The 16,076-nt window shown below is 42.7% G+C and carries 21 protein-coding genes, 1 pseudogene and 1 riboswitch; of the genes and pseudogenes, 4 read left to right on the top strand and 18 right to left on the bottom strand.

Going from position 1 to position 16,076, the window contains the following annotated elements:
• Positions 1–31 precede the first annotated feature (31 nt).
• The 7 genes from rluB to M0696_RS11475 form a co-directional block, all read right to left on the bottom strand.
• Positions 32–766, bottom strand: a complete 735-nt coding sequence (rluB, locus tag M0696_RS11445; RefSeq protein WP_019714819.1) for a 23S rRNA pseudouridine(2605) synthase RluB — start codon at positions 764–766, stop codon at positions 32–34.
• A 92-nt stretch (positions 767–858) separates the two neighbouring features.
• The gene (gene spmB / locus M0696_RS11450; protein WP_003223896.1) at positions 859–1,395 is read right to left on the bottom strand and encodes a spore maturation protein SpmB; all 537 of its coding nucleotides are present in this window, start codon (positions 1,393–1,395) and stop codon (positions 859–861) included.
• Between the two features lie 4 nt (positions 1,396–1,399).
• Positions 1,400–1,990 (bottom strand): spore maturation protein SpmA, encoded by a 591-nt coding sequence (gene spmA, locus M0696_RS11455; protein ID WP_014114249.1) that lies wholly within the window; start codon positions 1,988–1,990, stop codon positions 1,400–1,402.
• Positions 1,978–3,126: a D-alanyl-D-alanine carboxypeptidase DacB gene (gene dacB / locus M0696_RS11460; protein WP_019714820.1), complete on the bottom strand. Its 1,149-nt coding sequence runs from the start codon at positions 3,124–3,126 to the stop codon at positions 1,978–1,980. The genes spmA and dacB overlap by 13 nt, the downstream gene beginning before the upstream one ends.
• 124 nt (positions 3,127–3,250) lie before the next feature.
• Positions 3,251–3,790, bottom strand: a complete 540-nt coding sequence (locus M0696_RS11465) for a YpuI family protein (RefSeq protein WP_019714821.1) — start codon at positions 3,788–3,790, stop codon at positions 3,251–3,253.
• Positions 3,791–3,844: 54 nt separating this feature from the next.
• Positions 3,845–4,438, bottom strand: a complete 594-nt coding sequence (gene scpB / locus M0696_RS11470; protein ID WP_166851222.1) for an SMC-Scp complex subunit ScpB — start codon at positions 4,436–4,438, stop codon at positions 3,845–3,847.
• Positions 4,428–5,183 (bottom strand): segregation/condensation protein A, encoded by a 756-nt coding sequence (locus M0696_RS11475; protein WP_166854640.1) that lies wholly within the window; start codon positions 5,181–5,183, stop codon positions 4,428–4,430. The genes scpB and M0696_RS11475 overlap by 11 nt, the downstream gene beginning before the upstream one ends.
• A 291-nt stretch (positions 5,184–5,474) precedes the next feature.
• Between M0696_RS11475 and M0696_RS11480 the strand changes: the two genes are divergently transcribed.
• Positions 5,475–5,999 (top strand): DUF309 domain-containing protein, encoded by a 525-nt coding sequence (locus M0696_RS11480; RefSeq protein ID WP_166851219.1) that lies wholly within the window; start codon positions 5,475–5,477, stop codon positions 5,997–5,999.
• Between the two features lie 216 nt (positions 6,000–6,215).
• On the opposite strand, the gene ribT is transcribed toward M0696_RS11480, so the two are convergent.
• From ribT to M0696_RS11520, 8 genes are all read right to left on the bottom strand, one after another.
• Positions 6,216–6,590 (bottom strand): GNAT family N-acetyltransferase RibT, encoded by a 375-nt coding sequence (gene ribT, locus M0696_RS11485; RefSeq protein WP_003223910.1) that lies wholly within the window; start codon positions 6,588–6,590, stop codon positions 6,216–6,218.
• 112 nt (positions 6,591–6,702) lie between these two features.
• Entirely contained in the window at positions 6,703–7,167 is a 465-nt protein-coding gene (ribH, locus tag M0696_RS11490; protein ID WP_024121911.1) for a 6,7-dimethyl-8-ribityllumazine synthase, read from the bottom strand.
• Between the two features lie 33 nt (positions 7,168–7,200).
• Positions 7,201–8,397: a bifunctional 3,4-dihydroxy-2-butanone-4-phosphate synthase/GTP cyclohydrolase II gene (locus tag M0696_RS11495; protein WP_248601969.1), complete on the bottom strand. Its 1,197-nt coding sequence runs from the start codon at positions 8,395–8,397 to the stop codon at positions 7,201–7,203.
• 14 nt (positions 8,398–8,411) lie between these two features.
• Positions 8,412–9,059 carry a riboflavin synthase subunit alpha gene (ribE, locus tag M0696_RS11500; protein WP_222143095.1) on the bottom strand — a complete coding sequence of 216 codons (648 nt, stop codon included), beginning with the start codon at positions 9,057–9,059 and terminating at the stop codon, positions 8,412–8,414.
• Between the two features lie 10 nt (positions 9,060–9,069).
• Positions 9,070–10,155 (bottom strand): bifunctional diaminohydroxyphosphoribosylaminopyrimidine deaminase/5-amino-6-(5-phosphoribosylamino)uracil reductase RibD, encoded by a 1,086-nt coding sequence (gene ribD, locus M0696_RS11505; protein WP_166851214.1) that lies wholly within the window; start codon positions 10,153–10,155, stop codon positions 9,070–9,072.
• A gap of 129 nt (positions 10,156–10,284) precedes the next feature.
• Positions 10,285–10,429: riboswitch (FMN riboswitch) on the bottom strand.
• Positions 10,430–10,549: 120 nt separating this feature from the next.
• Positions 10,550–10,894: a hypothetical protein gene (locus M0696_RS11510; protein ID WP_003223922.1), complete on the bottom strand. Its 345-nt coding sequence runs from the start codon at positions 10,892–10,894 to the stop codon at positions 10,550–10,552.
• Between the two features lie 235 nt (positions 10,895–11,129).
• Entirely contained in the window at positions 11,130–11,684 is a 555-nt protein-coding gene (gene sipS, locus M0696_RS11515) for a signal peptidase I sipS (protein WP_166851208.1), read from the bottom strand.
• Between the two features lie 93 nt (positions 11,685–11,777).
• Positions 11,778–11,927 carry a hypothetical protein gene (locus M0696_RS11520; RefSeq protein ID WP_248601970.1) on the bottom strand — a complete coding sequence of 50 codons (150 nt, stop codon included), beginning with the start codon at positions 11,925–11,927 and terminating at the stop codon, positions 11,778–11,780.
• 158 nt (positions 11,928–12,085) lie between these two features.
• On the opposite strand from M0696_RS11520, the pseudogene M0696_RS11525 reads away from it, so the two are divergent.
• Positions 12,086–12,287: pseudogene (locus M0696_RS11525) on the top strand (hypothetical protein).
• On the opposite strand, the gene M0696_RS11530 reads toward M0696_RS11525, so the two are convergent.
• A complete protein-coding gene (locus M0696_RS11530; protein WP_003223929.1) occupies positions 12,230–12,436 on the bottom strand; it encodes a zinc ribbon domain-containing protein in 207 nt (68 codons plus the stop codon). The pseudogene M0696_RS11525 and the gene M0696_RS11530 sit on opposite strands and share 58 nt — an antisense overlap.
• Before the next feature lie 313 nt (positions 12,437–12,749).
• On the opposite strand from M0696_RS11530, the gene M0696_RS11535 reads away from it, so the two are divergent.
• On the top strand, positions 12,750–12,962 hold the full coding sequence (locus M0696_RS11535; protein WP_166851203.1) for a spore germination protein: 213 nt from the start codon (positions 12,750–12,752) through the stop codon (positions 12,960–12,962).
• A 171-nt stretch (positions 12,963–13,133) separates the two neighbouring features.
• Here M0696_RS11535 and M0696_RS11540 read toward each other — a convergent pair whose 3' ends face one another.
• Positions 13,134–13,565, bottom strand: a complete 432-nt coding sequence (locus M0696_RS11540) for a peptidylprolyl isomerase (protein ID WP_003223931.1) — start codon at positions 13,563–13,565, stop codon at positions 13,134–13,136.
• Positions 13,566–13,821: 256 nt separating this feature from the next.
• On the opposite strand from M0696_RS11540, the gene M0696_RS11545 reads away from it, so the two are divergent.
• A complete protein-coding gene (locus M0696_RS11545) occupies positions 13,822–14,694 on the top strand; it encodes a DUF1002 domain-containing protein (RefSeq protein WP_222143097.1) in 873 nt (290 codons plus the stop codon).
• Between the two features lie 29 nt (positions 14,695–14,723).
• Here the strand turns inward: M0696_RS11545 and lysA are convergent, their stop codons facing one another.
• Positions 14,724–16,043 carry a diaminopimelate decarboxylase gene (lysA, locus tag M0696_RS11550; protein ID WP_248602770.1) on the bottom strand — a complete coding sequence of 440 codons (1,320 nt, stop codon included), beginning with the start codon at positions 16,041–16,043 and terminating at the stop codon, positions 14,724–14,726.
• Positions 16,044–16,076: the final 33 nt, after the last annotated feature.

The following is a 16,076-nucleotide window of genomic DNA, read 5'->3' on the forward strand; positions in this document are numbered from 1 at the left end:
CATTTCTTACTTTTTGAAGGTTATGTGAAATTTAGAAAGCGTTTTTACCATGATCCGCCAGCGCTCTGAGCCTTTTGACTTCATGCGGTGTTAGCTCTCTGGCATCTCCCGTGTGCAAGCCTCGCAGGTTTAAAAACGCGTATTCTTCACGCTTCAGCTTGATTACCTCATGCCCGATCGCTTCGAACATCCGGCGCACCTGTCTGTTGCGTCCTTCATGAATCGTCAGCTGAATAATGCTTGTTTGCTTCTTCTTATCCAAAGACAGCAGCTTCGCTTTCGCAGGCGCCGTTTTGCCTTCTTCAAGCCTGATGCCGCGCTCCAGCTTTCTGAGCAGCTCTTTAGGCGGGATCCCTTTCACCTTCGCCACGTATGTTTTGTTGATTTCATACTTAGGGTGCATCAGCTTATTGGCAAACTCGCCGTCATTGGTTAAAAGCAAAAGACCGCTCGTATCATAATCCAGACGCCCAATCGGGTAAATGCGCTGCGGGACTTCTTTAAAAAAGTCCGTCACGACTTTGCGCCCTTTGTCATCTTGGGCTGCAGAAATAACGCCTCTTGGTTTATATAAGAGAAAGTAAACCGGCTCTTCACGTTCAACCTTTAACCCGTTTACCTCAATCTGATCAGAACCGGTAACTTTTACACCAAGCTCTGTTACTACTTTGCCATTCACCTTTACTTTTCCTTCTTTAATCAGCTCTTCTGCCTTTCTGCGCGATGCAACTCCGGCATGAGCAATCACTTTTTGCAGTCTTTCCATGTCTTTCACCTCAAGTATTATCTTACTTTTTTCAACCCTAACAAACAAGCTTTTTCAAATTCCTATGCCAAATCTAAAAAAAAACGCCGTTTTCAGGCGCTCCCAAATAATAACGTAACGATGATGATAGATGCAACTACGCCGATTAAATCTGCAAGAAGTCCCACCTTTAATGCATCACCCATTTTTTTAATGCCGACCGCTCCAAAATACACAGTCAGTACGTAAAGCGTTGTATCTGTTGATCCCTGCATGACCGAAGCCAGCCTGCCGATAAAGGAATCAGGTCCGTATACTGCAATTAAGTCTGTCGTCATGCCAAGTGCAGCCGTACCGGAGATCGGACGGATCAGCGCAAGCGGCACTACCTCAGCGGGGATGCCGATAGCAGAGAAAACTGGTTTTAAAAGGTCCATTATAAAATCAAGCGCGCCTGATGATCTGAAAACAGTTATGGCGACAAGCATTCCGACTAAGTAGGGGATAATGGAAAAAGCGATTTCTATCCCTTCTTTTCCGCCTTCGACGAACGATTCATATGTGGGAACCTTTTTAATAGTTCCATAAAGAAGAATTCCGGCAATTATGATCGGAATCATGGCTAAAGACAGCCAGTTGATGATTTCCATCCGCTCACCTTCCCTTCTTTTTGCGGCGGTAATAAAAATACCGGTCAATGATAATGGCGCCGATTCCGGAAATAAGTGTCGCTAAAATACTAGGTCCGACGATATCCGTCGGCGTTTTGGAGGAATAAGCCATTCGAACAGCGATTACGGTTGTCGGAATGAGGGTGATGCAGGACGTATTCACCGCTAAAAAAGTAATCATCGACCGGCTTGCTTCCGTTCGGTTCCCATTTAGCTTTTTCATTTGCTCCATTGCTTTAATGCCAAGCGGAGTTGCTGCATTCCCGAGACCGAAGAAGTTCGCCATGAGATTAGATAAAATGTAGCCCATTGCCGGGTGATCCGGCGGTATATCAGGGAACAGCTTAGATATAAAAGGCCTGCACATCCGGCTGAAAATATCCAAAAGCCCTGATTGCTCGGCTATTTTCATTAAACCAAGCCAGAAAACAAGTACGCTCATCAGTCCGAATGAAATTGTAACGGCTTCCTTTGCACCCTTAAATACGGCTTCATTTACATCTTGCAGAGTTCCGTTGCACATCGCAAAAACAAGTCCGATCACAGTTAAGCTGACCCAAATTATATTGACCATTTTGCCCCGCCAGCCGCATTCAAAAAGATTGATTTAAACGTTTCAAAAAATCGTTTCTTCGGTTTTTGATGTCGTTCATTTTCATAGTAGATCGGCACTTTTGCGATGGTTTCATCGTTGAACATGATCTTCATATGCCCTACGATGTCGGGAATTTTCGAGGCGTCTTTTTCCCATGTTTTCTTCGGCTTAAGGAGCGTGGTTTGAATGTTAACATCTTCTTTTTCCTCTTCGGTTAGCAAATAGGTGATGTCACGTTTGATAAATGCCTTCGATTCATAAAATGTGCCTTTCAGCTTTGGAATGTCCCCTTTTTTCGCAATTAAATAGGTTTGATAATGATCAAATACATAGTTAAACATCTTCATATGATCATCCCAATCGTTAGGGTCATTTATGGTGACGGCTATCAGATCTATGCCGTCCTTTGAAGCCGTTGAGACCAGTGTCCGTTTTGCAAGTTTTGTATAGCCTGTTTTTCCTCCTGTACTGTATCGATAAAGCATAGTCAGCAGTTTATTTTTGTTTTTCCAGACGCTTTCCATCGATTCTGCTTTGTATATTTTCGTACCGGAAATCTTTTGATAGTCTTTCAGCTTCATAGCGTATTTGGTTAATATGGCCATGTCATAAGCTGTTGAGTAATGATTTTCATGGTCGTCCAATCCATGCGGATTTTGAAAACGGGTATTCTCCATGCCAAGCTGCTCGGCTTTTTGATTCATCATATAAACAAATCCATCGAGGCTTCCACCGACATGTTCAGCAATTGCGACAGCGGCGTCGTTTCCTGATCTCAGCATGAGGCCATACACAAGATCTTTTAATTTCACTTTTTGACCTTCTGTTAAATAAATGGCAGAGCCTTCTGTTCTGACAGCATTTGACGAAACCGTCACCGTTTCATCCATTTTGCCGGATTCGATGGCGAGAACGGCCGTCATGATTTTTGTGATGCTTGCAATCCGCCTTTTCTGATGCTCATCTTTGGCAAATAACACTCTGCCTGACGCTCCGTCAATAACGATCGCGCTTTTTGCACTGACATCTATAGCAGCATGTGCTGTGTTCACATTTACATTTGCAATCAGAAATAAAATCATGACCATAAATACTGTTTTTTTGAAAATGCGCATGTTTGCTCTCACGTCCTTGTGGTGGTTTGTACAAGTTTATGCGCATGTCCACCAGTTATGAATAACAAATATGGATCTGCAGGCAAACATAAAAAAACTCTCCCTGAAAAAGGGAGAGTAAAAATTATCTGATTGGCGCCATGCTTGATCCGGACGCCTCGTAATGAGCCAGCTCTTCCCTCATCTTCAGAAAGGCTGCGCTCAGCGGCAATAATAATTGCTCAAGGGATGCAGGAACAGCATGGTAAAACTCAATTGCGCTGACCCCGGTATAAGATGCCCGGCTATTTTCACACCACGTGTCTTTTTTCGGCATAAAGAACTCTTCAATGCATTGGTGATATACATTATAAAGTGTTTTTTCCGCCCTGGCTTCCTGAAAAGGCTCCTGCGTCAGGAGACGGCGGCACGCTTCTGCGCCTCCTTCACAAAATACTGTCATTCTTCTCAGAGTGCTCAGCACATCACAGCAATACCCTTTCTCAGTAGGCAATTCAGCCTGTAAGGACTCCAGCGTCGTTTGATTTAGGTAATCGTTAACGGTATTGACAACCATTGATAAGAATTCGCCTGTTTTTTGAGTCTGCGCTCGCACAATCGAATGTCCCATTTCGTTTGGTATCTTCCCCTCATGTCTTTGTCTCTCACATTTTGCTTCTTTCATGATAGCTTCTTCCTTATATCTTATGATGATGAAAAAGCGCGATTCATTAAACTTCTATTTTATATCTTCGAAGGTTTGGTTAAAGTTTTCAAAAAATAAATCTGCTTCTTCTTGAAGAACGTCTTCTTCCGCATTTTCAGGCAGCGGCGGAAGCTCGTCCAGCGTTTTTAGACCAAATTGTTCAAGAAAAGTCGGCGTTGTGCCGTATAAAATAGCCCGTCCCGGACCGTCAGCCCGTCCGACTTCACACAGTAGCGCCTTCGCGACAAGACTGTGTAAAATCCGCTCTGATTTCACGCCTCTGATTTCTTCAATTTCTGCTCTCGTAATCGGCTGTTTATATGAAACAATGGCCAGCACTTCTAAAGATGCTTGAGAAAGGCCCTTTGACGGCACTTCAATCAGTTTTTTCAAATAAGGCGCAAAGTCTTTTTTGGTAGAGAGCATGTACGTATCTGCATATTCAATAAGTTCAATGCCCCTTGTCTCCCCCCGGTATTCGTCCGCCACTTCCGCCATGATGGTGTTCAGTTCAGGCTCTTCGATTTCAAGCACTGTTAACAGCTGCTTTTTTGTGAGCCCTTCATCGCCTGCCGCATAAAGAAGGGCTTCCACTATAGCTTTCCAATTCACGATATCAAGCCCCATGAATGGATTCACTCCCCGTAATGTAAATATCTGAAAAATTGTGCTCCTGTTCAATGAGAACGAGCTGATTTTTCATCAGCTCGAGAACGGCTAGGAAAGTCACAACCAAATGGTCTTTTTGCTCATACGGAAACAGGTCCATAAAGTTGATTCTCGTTCCTCTTGATTTTAGGCTATGCACGATTTCGTTCATTCTGTCTTCGATTGGTATGTCCTGCCTGGAAATTGTTGTTTCCATCGGCCTTGTTATTTTTTTGCGTTTCAGCACTTTTTGAAAAGCCCCGATCATATCATAGACCGTGACAGAGAGCTTTTGCTCCGATTGTTTTACTTCTTTGGCATATTCACTCAAATCACTCGGCGGTTTCGTGAACGATTTTTGTCTTTCTTCTTCCCGTTCTTTTAAATCCTTCGCCGCATCTTTATATTTTCTATACTCAATAAGCTTTTCAATCAATTCTTCCCGCGGATCTTCTTCTTCAAGTAATTCATCTTCAAAAAGCTCCTCCTCTTGCTTCGGGAGCAGCATTCTGCTTTTAATGCTGAGCAGCGTGGCAGCCATGACCAAATACTCGCTGGCAATATCGAGCTCAAGCACACGCATCGTATGTACATATAATAAATATTGTTCAGTGATCTTCGCCACAGGTATATCATATATGTCAATTTCAAGACGATTGATTAAATGAAGCAGCAGGTCCAATGGGCCCTCAAACGTATCAATTTTCACTTGATATTCTTCCATCATCTCACCATTTTCAAGTATCACTCTCATTGCCAAATAAACTGGCTACCCTTTAGTATAAGCCACCAAAAAGCTCTCGTCCAATACTATTTCATTTCCCGTTTTGAAGCAGTTTGTACAGAATATTCAAAACAACAAAGACATTCGATTTGACTATAACAAAGGAGGAAAAGCCTTAGCGACGGATCCCCTTCCATTACCGTGCTAAAAAGAAGCAATCAGGGCTTAGCGTTCTTTTTTCCTTTTATCCTTCCTGTGTTACACTAAAGGCAGATTAAAGGAGGAAGCATCTTGTACCCGAAAGCTTATATCGATTATCTCGTTGAATTTCACGCGACACGGGATTATTTTGAATGCCATGAAATATTAGAAGAATATTGGAAGAAAGATCCTCCAAATAAACGAAAAGTTTATTGGGTCGGCTTTATTCAGCTTGCGGTTGCTTTGTATCATTATAGAAGGCAGAATACTGCCGGGGCAAAAAGATTGATGACGAACAGCATAAGGATTCTTCAAGCAGAAAGACAAGCGGTCGAAGACTTGGGACTTGATCATATCCGTTTACTCCAGCTTATGCAATCGGTTTACGAACAAATCGAAACAGGCTCTTCCTATCAAAGCATTATGCTGCCCATCAAAGATGAGAAGCTGGAGGAAGCATGCCGCATCGAATGCAAGAAAAAAGGCTACACATGGGGGCAGCCCAGCACACTCACCGATTCATTTCTTATCGACAAGCACCGTTTGCGGGATCGGACTGACGTCATCCTTGAACGTGAAAAAGAAATAGAACGCAGAAAAAAAAGCAGAGGCTGATTTCAGCCTCTGCTCAGCGTGTCGACAAACCCTCGCATTCGTTGTCAAGCCTGTGCGTTGGCGCTCACGAATTAAAACATTCGCTCCGCTCTAATGCTCAGCTTTCCTAGACTTCAAGGGCATTAATCACGATAGAAAAGGATGGCAAAATCCTAAAACGAAAACTGTTTTAGGATTTTGCCACCAATCTGAAACAGAGGCTATAACAGCCTCTGTTTAATTATTGTATGAAATGTCTTGATCCTGCTGACCTTGACAACGTTCGAAAAAGCTCTGCGTTAATTCATTCGGAACCAGTACCTGCGTTTTGAATAAATGCTTTAAGGCATCCATCATCTGTTTTCCGATTCCTTGATGGCGATGAGAAGGATTCACACTGATATGCCGGATTTCAACCTCAGAATCCTTTTTTTCGACTCCGATTGCTCCGACGATATCCTCGTCCTCTTTCCAAAGAAAGAGCTGGCGGTCTGTATCCGTTTCGTAGTCCTTAATTGTCTGCTGAAGCTGCTTAAGGTCTTTTTCATTCGGCATGAACGAAAGAAGTCCCATCGCAATCTTTTCAAACGATTTTTTATAACGAATTAACATAAAAACCCCTCTATATCCAAAATGTCCAGTCTGCTATTAACGGATACGAATAGGTGATCCGTTTTCTCACATTATATCATTTTCGCCATATTTTTAAACTGTTTTCAGCAAATTATTCAAATGAACGGTTTAAATTTGCCATTTCTATGGCAGAAACGGCACAATCTACACCTTTGTTACCGGCTTTTGTGCCGGCACGCTCAATTGCCTGTTCGATGTTTTCAGTTGTCACAATTCCAAAGATGACAGGCACACCAGTAGTGTTTGCTGCTTGCGCGATGCCTTTGGCAGCTTCATTGCAGACATAATCGTAATGTGTTGTCGCGCCTCTGATTACAGTGCCCAATGTGATGACGGCGTCATATTTTTTTGTTTCCGCCATTTTTTTCGCGGCAAACGGAATTTCAAATGCGCCTGGAACCCAAGCCACATCGATATCGTTTGTGTCTACGCCGTGTCTGAGCAACGCATCTTCTGCACCGCTCAATAGCTTGCTTGTAATAAAATCATTAAATCTTCCTACTACGATTCCGATTTTAAGACCTGTACCAACTAAATTTCCTTGTATGATATTCATATGATTCCCATCCTTTTTTTGTGATATTTGTGATTAGAAATGAAGTAAATGACCCAGCTTGTTCATTTTGGTTTGCAAATATTTTTTATTGTGCTCTTTCGCCTCCATTTGAAGCGGCACTCTTTCTGAAATACTGAGTCCATAACCTTCAAGGCCTGCGATTTTTCGCGGATTATTCGTCAAAAGCTTCATATTCCGCACACCGAGATCGCGTAACATTTGTGCACCGATGCCATAGTTGCGAAGGTCAGGCAAGAATCCAAGCGCCTCGTTGGCTTCTACGGTGTCATAGCCTTGTTCCTGAAGCTTATAAGCTTTTAATTTATTGATTAAACCGATGCCCCGGCCTTCTTGGCGCAAATACAAGAGCACTCCCCGGCCTTCTGCAGCAATTTGCGTCAGCGCGGCGTGCAGCTGCGGGCCGCAGTCACAGCGATGAGATCCAAACACGTCACCTGTGAGACATTCTGAATGCACCCGGACCAACACCGGTTCTTCACCGAAGGGCACATCTCCCATCACAAATGCGACATGCTCTTTTCCATCTACCTCATTTGTGTATCCGTAAACCTTAAATGTGCCAAAATCAGTAGGCAGCGTAATGTCGACTTCACGCTCGACTAGTGTTGTTAGATTGTAACGGTATTGAATCAAATCTTTAATAGTAATCATTTTTAATTGATGTTTTTTTGCAATTTCAATGAGCTCAGGCACTCTTGCCATTGATCCATCTTCATTCATAATTTCACAAATGACGCCGGCTCCTTGAGATCCGCAGGCTTCAGCAAGATCTACAGCAGCTTCTGTATGACCCGCTCTTTTCAGGACACCTCCTTTTTTCGCAATCAGCGGAAAAATGTGCCCGGGACGCTGAAAATCAGACGGCACGGATTTGCTGTCCAGCAATGCTTGAACGGTAAAAGATCTTTCTTGAGCGCTGATACCCGTTTTCGTTTTACGGTGGTCAATGCTTACCGTAAATGCAGTATGGTGAGAATCTGTATTATGCTCAACCATAGGGTGAAGATCCAGCTTGTCTGCGATTTCCTCACTGAGCGGCGTACAAATCAGCCCTCTTCCGTGTGTCGCCATAAAGTTAATGACTTCTGGCGTCGCATGCTCGGCTAGAGCCACAAAGTCCCCTTCATTTTCTCTGTCTTCATCATCTACAACTATGATGACTTCGCCTTTTTTTAAAGCGTCTAGTGCTTCTTCTATCGGATGAAACATGCAAATCTTCCTCTCTAAAAGCCGTTTTCGCTTAAGAAGGCTTTTGTAATGGTTTGTTGGTTCTTATTTTCATTAGCTTTATGCAAAAATCGATACATATATTTTCCGATCATATCGCATTCGATATTCACTTTAGAGCCGATCGTTTTTTCCGAAAAAATTGTTTCGCTGATCGTATGCGGTATTAAAGAAATTGTCACTGTGTCTTCTGTCAGGCCAAATATGGTTAAGCTCACGCCGTCCACGGTAATTGATCCCTTTAAGACCAGTGTTTTTGTTAAAGAAGGGTCCATCTTTAAATCATAGTAAACAGCGTTGCTTTTCTCTTCAATTCGTGTAATTTCAGCAGTTCCGTCGACATGGCCAGAAACGAAATGGCCTCCGAAACGGCCGTTTGCCGCCATCGCTCTTTCAAGGTTTACTTTGCTTCCTTTTGATAAATCATTTAATGACGTAGCTTTGACTGTTTCAGGCATAACATCCACTGTGAATTGATTTTTTGTAAAATCAGTGACAGTCAGACAAATGCCGTTCACTGCAATGCTATCGCCCAGATGAACATCCTCTAGAATCTTTGAGCATTTGATTGTTAAGGCCATTGAATGCCCTGCTTTTTTCATGGATTCGATTGTGCCTGTTTCTTCAATAATTCCTGTAAACATGGTCACCATCCTACTCGTTTATCGGTTTTGCCGTCAGTTTAATATCACGGCCAATTTGGGTTATATCAGTGAATTGTAATAAGGGGACATCTTTCATTGATTGAAAACCTTCACCGGAGATTAAGCTGGGAGCATGCGTTCCTCCGATTAGTTTAGGGGCAAAATAGAAGATGATTTCTTGAAAACAGCCTTCTTTGACAAAGCTTCCGTGAACAGCTGAACCGCCTTCCACGTACACCGACATGATGCCTTCTTCCGCAAGGATTTTCAAAACATCAGGAACTTGAATGCGCTCGGTTTCAAGCGTAAATATGTTCACACCGAAAGCTGAAAGCCGTTTTTTCTTTTCCTCGTCTGCGTGCGCTGTTGTAAAAATCCATGTCGGCGCTGCCTGATCGCAAATCACTTGGGCGTCCTCAGGAATCGAGAGTTCAGTATCAAGTATCACCCGAACCGGCTGTTTTGCCACATCGGGCAGCCTGCAGGTTAAGCTTGGATCGTCGGCTTTCACCGTGCCAACTCCGACTAAAATGCTTTGGTGTGTTTTCCTGTATTGCTGAGCATCCTGTCTTGCAGCCTCTGACGTGATCCATTTGCTGTCGCCCGTACTGGTAGCTGTCTTTCCGTCAAGGCTTGCAGCAGCTTTTAGTGTGACGTAAGGGAGGCCTGTCCTCATGAAGTGCAGAAATTTTTCATTCAGCTTCTCCGCCTGGTCAGCCAGGATGCCTTCCTTAACTTCAATACCGGCTTTTTCAATCATGCTGACCCCTCTTCCGGCCACAAGCGGGTTAGGATCTCTCATTGCCACGAACACTCTTTTGATGCCAGAGTTGATGATCAGTTCTGCACATGGCGGTGTTTTTCCGTAATGGCTGCACGGTTCGAGTGTAACGTAAATATCCGCACCCTTTACATGGGATCCGGCCATATGGATGGCATGAACTTCTGCATGAGCTTCACCATATTTTAAATGGGCGCCCATTCCGACAATTTGTCCGTCCTTTACCACAACAGCGCCGACGAGCGGATTAGATTCAGTCTGTCCTTCGCCCTGCTTCGCAAGATCTAATGCCAGCTTCATATAATACTCTTCCATTTGTTTCCCTCCCCTCTTTTGTTATTTACCGTCAAAAAAGCCCCGAATTTATAAAAAATCCGGGGCTTTAGGTATTTTACGCAATAGGAAATAACACTATGCATTTTTGAACCAATTGCATAGCGGCTCAACATCCTTCTCCCATCCAGACTTTCACTGTCGGCTTCAGCTTAAACTGAATCCACCGCGCGCTTATGCACACGGGTCACGGGCTCTAAAGCGAATTCGCTTTACTACCGCCGGTCGGGATTTCCACCCTGCCCCGAAGGATACAATCTATATTCATTTGTCCTTATTGGCTATTATAGCGATCCTTCTTAAAGTACGCAATGAAATAAACTTACAATTTGAGAAAAACAAAACATCACCCTTCGATCCGAAAGGTGATGTTTTGTTAATCATTCACTTTGGCAACCTTGATTAGTCCATCGATCCGCTTTGATTTGCTGAAGTATGCCTTAATCTTGTCGCCTTCTTTTATATCAGACAAATCCTGATTTAATTTTTTACCGTTGAAAATGATTTTGGTGCCGTTTTCTGCTTCTCCATGATACTCTGAGCCGTCAATTTCCGTCACTTTATATTCCTGGATGGTGTATTCCTCTTCTTCCGAGGACAAAGTTTGTCCAATCGCTGTCGGAACATCCTTCAGCTCAACATCATTTATGTACATATAACCGCCTGCAAGTAAAAGCAAAAGCACTAACAGAATGGTAATCTTGGTTTTTATTCTTCCCATTTTTAAACCTCCAGCCAATATGAATCTATTCATTCATATGAGTTATTCCTTTTTTTCATGAATAAAAAACCGTAAAGTCTCGTAAATTATTAATATAACGATGCATAACGGGAATATGTTTCACATTTCTGCAAAAAATTCTTTTCTATAGTTATACGAATTTATGTTCTGGTTTTGGGGGATGAACGAAAAAAAGAAATAAAAAACAGCCTCCTGTTCAGGAAGCTGCTTAATCCTAATTTGTTTTACGCATTTCGTTAAACGGGAAAAAAACAAACTTAGACTTGCCCGCAATTTGTTTTTTCGTGAAGAGGCCAAGCCCGTTTCGGCTGTCCATAGAGTTCCGCCGGTTGTCACCCATCACAAAATACTTGTCATCAGGCACTTTCACCGGACCGAAATCATCGGTCAAATGGTCATAACCGTCCTGCTTCGCTCTCTTTTTATTGGCTGCCAAATAAGGCTCGGCCACCTTTTTCCCGTTGATATAGAGCTGGTCGTTCTTCATTTCAACCGTATCCCCAGGCAGGCCGATAATCCGTTTGACATAGTGAACATCATCCCCGTTTAATACGACGATGTCTCCTCTATCAAACTCACCGATGTATTTGACTGTCATATTGACAAAAACCCTTTCCCTGTCATGAAGTGTAGGATACATAGAGTCACCATCAACGACATATGGCGCAAAAATAAAATTGCGGATAAGCAAAGCGAGAACGACAGCAATCACAATTGCTTTTGCCCATTCTAACATTGTATTTTTCTTGGACACATTTTCTGATTTCAACTGATTTCCTCCAATAAACAACGATCTTCAATTTATGTTATCACGAAACGAAAAGAAATCCTATCAGGACCATTGAAGTGATTTTACAATCTGTTAATCTTCATCTTCTACCCAAATCATGCCTATCTTTTTCTTGTCGATTACAACCTGTCCTGCATCAAATATCGCTTGGGAAATTGGACTCCATCTGCTTAGTTCAACATTGCCGGACTGAACATCAACATCAGCATTCGTATCGTACACAGGGACATCCGAAAAATAACGAAAGAAATAATCGCATCATTCAGAAGCAATGTGCTCGGAAGAAAGAGAGTGCTCGTATGCTAAATCTTTAGATCATATATAAGTCATGAGATTACAGGCACTCTGTTCATCTATGCATTCCATTGATCGCCCAGTCCATGATACCCATATTGCTTGACAAACTGATTTACGTCGCGAAGGTTACTGGAATGTTTGCGGCAGCCTATATCACAGGTGACATAACCGGCATCCCGTTTTGCTTTCATGACATGTTTAAACCCATTGAAGCTCGAAAACATGGATCAGCCTCCAAAAAACAAATCCAATATATTGCCGGCGGTAGAAGATTCTTTATTATAAAACTCTGAATATCCGCAATTCTTACAGTACACCACAAGAAAACGGTTGTGCTGCACGTCAAACAACTTCGATAATCCCGTGCCGGTTGTGGCTATTTCTTTTTGTCCCGCTTCAGTACTTCCGCATTTTATACAGCCTTTGTTGTTCATAATGCCAAACTCCTTTTCAAAACATCTCGTTTGTTTTGATTCATTTTACTACAAAATTCCATTTTCGATGAATCATGTAACTTTAAAGTTTTCTTAATTTTACATATGAACACCTTAGAAAAAATTCGATTATACCAGCTTGAATTGGAACGAATACATATGACTGGCTAAAATGGACGGAATAATTGAAGAATCGATCACCTTTGCACGGCATCATATAAAAGATAAATGTTTTTACCAATAAGTTTACGCTTATGAGTTCTAGCACTAATACATATAAAAAATAGAATACTATGAAAGGAGACTCGATAGTGTGATTGATTATCCTATCAATATAAACAACATTTCCGGGAACAGCGTAGTGAACGTAGGCGGCGTTTTTGTGATCAGTCCATTAACTGTGTCTAAATCTGTTTTCGGTTCGGGCGGCTTGAATACGGGAATTGTCATAGAAAACAACTTTATAAGCCAGGCTAAAATGATTAACCATCAATTTACTGATCAGAACGTGACCAAAACATTTTAATCTCATTTCTTCATCAATTGAAAAGTCAAGGAAACACTCGCCGCATTGTCTTCACTTCAACCTAATAAATACCTGTTTGTTTCCGCCTCCAGCACTCGGGCGTTTTTTTATTGGTATATTTTTCGCAAATAAAAAAGCTTCCCCGATACGAGGAAGCTTTTCGTCTGTCTGTTAGCCTTCTACACGAACTTCTTTCATGACGTCGCCGTTAGACATGTTTTTCGCGAATTCTAGTCCGCTTGTTACTTTTCCGAATACAGTGTGAACACCGTTCAAATGAGGCTGTGGCTCATGAACGATGAAAAATTGGCTGCCGCCTGTGTCTTTTCCAGCGTGTGCCATAGAAAGTGCACCCGCTTCATGTGTATGCGGGTTTCCTTCTGTTTCACATTTGATTGTGTATCCCGGACCGCCTGTGCCAGTTCCGTGCGGGCATCCGCCTTGGCTGACGAAGCCTGGAATCACTCGGTGGAATGTAAGACCGTCATAAAAGCCTTCGTTCGCAAGCTTTTCAAAGTTTGCGACAGTGCCCGGTGCAGCTTCAGGGTAAAGTTCAAATTCAATTTTGTTACCGTCTTCTAATAAAAAGTAACCTGTTTTCAATTGTATGCCTACTTTCTTTATTTTAATTTTCAAAGGAGATTATGTATGATAGGTTATAGCCTGTCTCTCCTTGTCGCGGCTATTATACCACACCTTTCGGGGGAAAACGAATCTCCGGGCTTTACTAAAAATAAAAATGAAACCTAGATGTCTTTATCTCCGTCTAACCTAACGGAACTGTATTTTCATCATGATTCAGGTCCTCGCAAAGCAGCTCTATCCAGCTGCTTGTGAAATTGAAGGAGGTCAAACTGCTTTGAAAAAAATATGGATTGGAATGCTGGCAGCGGCTGTTTTGCTGCTGACGGTTCCGAAAGTCAGTCTAGCGGATGCCGCAGTTGGAGATGTCATTGTAACACTGGGTGCTGATTTGTCAGAATCTGATAAACAAAAAGTGCTTGATGAAATGAATGTCCCTGATAATGCCACAACGGTAACTGTGACCAATAAGGAAGAACATGAATATTTAGGTAAATATATATCGAATGCTCAAATTGGATCAAGAGCGATTTCATCATCGTCGATCACCATTGCCAAAAAAGGCTCTGGCCTGAATGTTGAGACACATAATATCAGCGGCATTACAGATGAAATGTACTTGAATGCCCTGATGACAGCCGGTGTAAAAGATGCCAAGGTGTATGTTACAGCACCATTTGAAGTATCCGGGACTGCGGCTTTAACTGGATTGATTAAGGCGTATGAAGTTTCTTCTGATGAAGCGATCTCGGAGGATGTGAAGCAAGTAGCCAACCAAGAGCTTGTTACGACATCAGAGCTTGGAGACAAAATCGGTAACGAAAATGCGGCTGCGCTAATTGCAAAAATCAAAGAAGAGTTTGCTAAAAACGGTGTGCCTGACAATAAAGCTGACATTGAAAAACAAGTGGATGATGCAGCTTCTGATTTAAATGTCACACTTACAGACAGCCAAAAAGATCAGCTTGTCTCCCTCTTCAATAAAATGAAAAACGTTGACATCGACTGGGGACAGGTCGGTGACCAGCTTGATAAAGCGAAAGATAAGATTACGAAATTCATAGAATCAGATGAGGGGAAAAACTTCATTCAAAAAGTGATTGATTTCTTCGTATCTATCTGGAATGCGATTGTTTCTATATTCAAATAAGAAAAAGCGCCGAAAAATCGGCGCTTTTTTTATTGCTTTACACTCGTTTTATAGGGAAGGTCAAGTTTCACAATGTCCTCGTATGTTTCTCGCTTTACGACTAAGTGATCCTCCCCGTTTTCTACAAATACAACGGCAGGCCTCGGGATTCGATTGTAATTGTTGGCCATGCTGTATCCGTAAGCGCCCGTACAAAAAACGGCAAGAAGATCGCCTTCTTTTACATCAGGCAGGTCAATATCCCAAATCAGCATATCACCGCTTTCACAGCACTTTCCGGCAATCGACACCGTTTTGTCATGCGCTTCATTGATACGGTTGGCTGTCGCTGCTTCATATTTAGCCTGGTAGAGTGCAGGACGAATATTGTCGTTCATACCTCCATCTACAGCCACATACTGGCGGACACCCGGCACTTCTTTTTGAGAGCCAACCGTATAAAGGGTTGTGCCCGCGTCTCCAACGAGAGAACGGCCCGGTTCGATCCAAATTTCAGGAATGTTAAAACCGTAACGGGCAGCATTTTCTTTCACAGCTTCGATAATTTTTTCCACGTATTCAGTAGCGTGAAGCGGTTCATCGTCTTCCGTATAACGGATGCCGAAACCCCCTCCAAGATTCAACACCTTGGATACAAACGAATATGATTCTCTCCACTCGTTCAGTTTTTTGAAGATTTTTTCCGTAGCTAACACAAAACCGGCCGTATCAAAAATTTGCGAGCCAATATGGCAATGAACACCCAGCAGCTGAATGTGTTCTGATTGCAATACTTGCTCAATCGCCCGTTCAGTTTGTCCGTTATGAAGATCGAAACCAAACTTTGAATCCTCCTGACCAGTTGTAATGTAGTCATGCGTATGCGCTTCTACTCCGGGCGTGATTCGAAGAAGAACATCGATGGAGTGTCCCGTTTCTTGGCACAAGTCTTCCAGAAGCGAGATTTCATAGAAATTATCCACCACAATGCAGCCAATGCGATGCTCAAGTGCCATCCTGAGTTCTTCCCTGCTCTTGTTATTTCCATGAAAGTGAATGCGTTCTGCCGGGAAGCCCGCCGCAACAGCTGTATAAAGCTCTCCACCGGACACGACATCTAAAGATAGTCCCTCTTCCTCAGCGAGCTGAATCATTGCGACTGATGAGAACGCTTTGCTCGCATATGCCACCTGTGCTTTCAGCCCTGCAGTAATAAATGCCTGCTTAAAGCTTTTAGCACGCTCACGTATTAAAGCCACATCATATACGTAAAGAGGTGTGCCGTATTTTTCCGCTAAATAGAGAGCGTCCACACCTCCGATTTCTAAATGCCCATGTTGATTTTGTCTGCTCGTGCCATGTAAGAACAATGTCATTCCCTCTTTCTCCGCTTATGGGTGAAA

This window comes from Bacillus rugosus (assembly GCF_023238245.1).
Taxonomy (GTDB): domain Bacteria; phylum Bacillota; class Bacilli; order Bacillales; family Bacillaceae; genus Bacillus; species Bacillus rugosus.

Coding starts and splice junctions, on each gene's coding strand:
- rluB (WP_019714819.1), bottom strand. CDS start 766: ATGGAAAGACTGCAAAAAGTGATTGCTCATGCCGGAGTTGCATCGCGC.
- spmB (WP_003223896.1), bottom strand. CDS start 1,395: ATGGAAATCATCAACTGGCTGTCTTTAGCCATGATTCCGATCATAATT.
- spmA (WP_014114249.1), bottom strand. CDS start 1,990: ATGGTCAATATAATTTGGGTCAGCTTAACTGTGATCGGACTTGTTTTT.
- dacB (WP_019714820.1), bottom strand. CDS start 3,126: ATGCGCATTTTCAAAAAAACAGTATTTATGGTCATGATTTTATTTCTG.
- M0696_RS11465 (WP_019714821.1), bottom strand. CDS start 3,790: ATGAAAGAAGCAAAATGTGAGAGACAAAGACATGAGGGGAAGATACCA.
- scpB (WP_166851222.1), bottom strand. CDS start 4,438: ATGGGGCTTGATATCGTGAATTGGAAAGCTATAGTGGAAGCCCTTCTT.
- M0696_RS11475 (WP_166854640.1), bottom strand. CDS start 5,183: ATGGAAGAATATCAAGTGAAAATTGATACGTTTGAGGGCCCATTGGAC.
- ribT (WP_003223910.1), bottom strand. CDS start 6,590: ATGTTAATTCGTTATAAAAAATCGTTTGAAAAGATTGCGATGGGACTT.
- ribH (WP_024121911.1), bottom strand. CDS start 7,167: ATGAATATCATACAAGGAAATTTAGTTGGTACAGGTCTTAAAATCGGA.
- M0696_RS11495 (WP_248601969.1), bottom strand. CDS start 8,397: ATGTTTCATCCGATAGAAGAAGCACTAGACGCTTTAAAAAAAGGCGAA.
- ribE (WP_222143095.1), bottom strand. CDS start 9,059: ATGTTTACAGGAATTATTGAAGAAACAGGCACAATCGAATCCATGAAA.
- ribD (WP_166851214.1), bottom strand. CDS start 10,155: ATGGAAGAGTATTATATGAAGCTGGCATTAGATCTTGCGAAGCAGGGC.
- M0696_RS11510 (WP_003223922.1), bottom strand. CDS start 10,894: ATGGGAAGAATAAAAACCAAGATTACCATTCTGTTAGTGCTTTTGCTT.
- M0696_RS11530 (WP_003223929.1), bottom strand. CDS start 12,436: ATGAACAACAAAGGCTGTATAAAATGCGGAAGTACTGAAGCGGGACAA.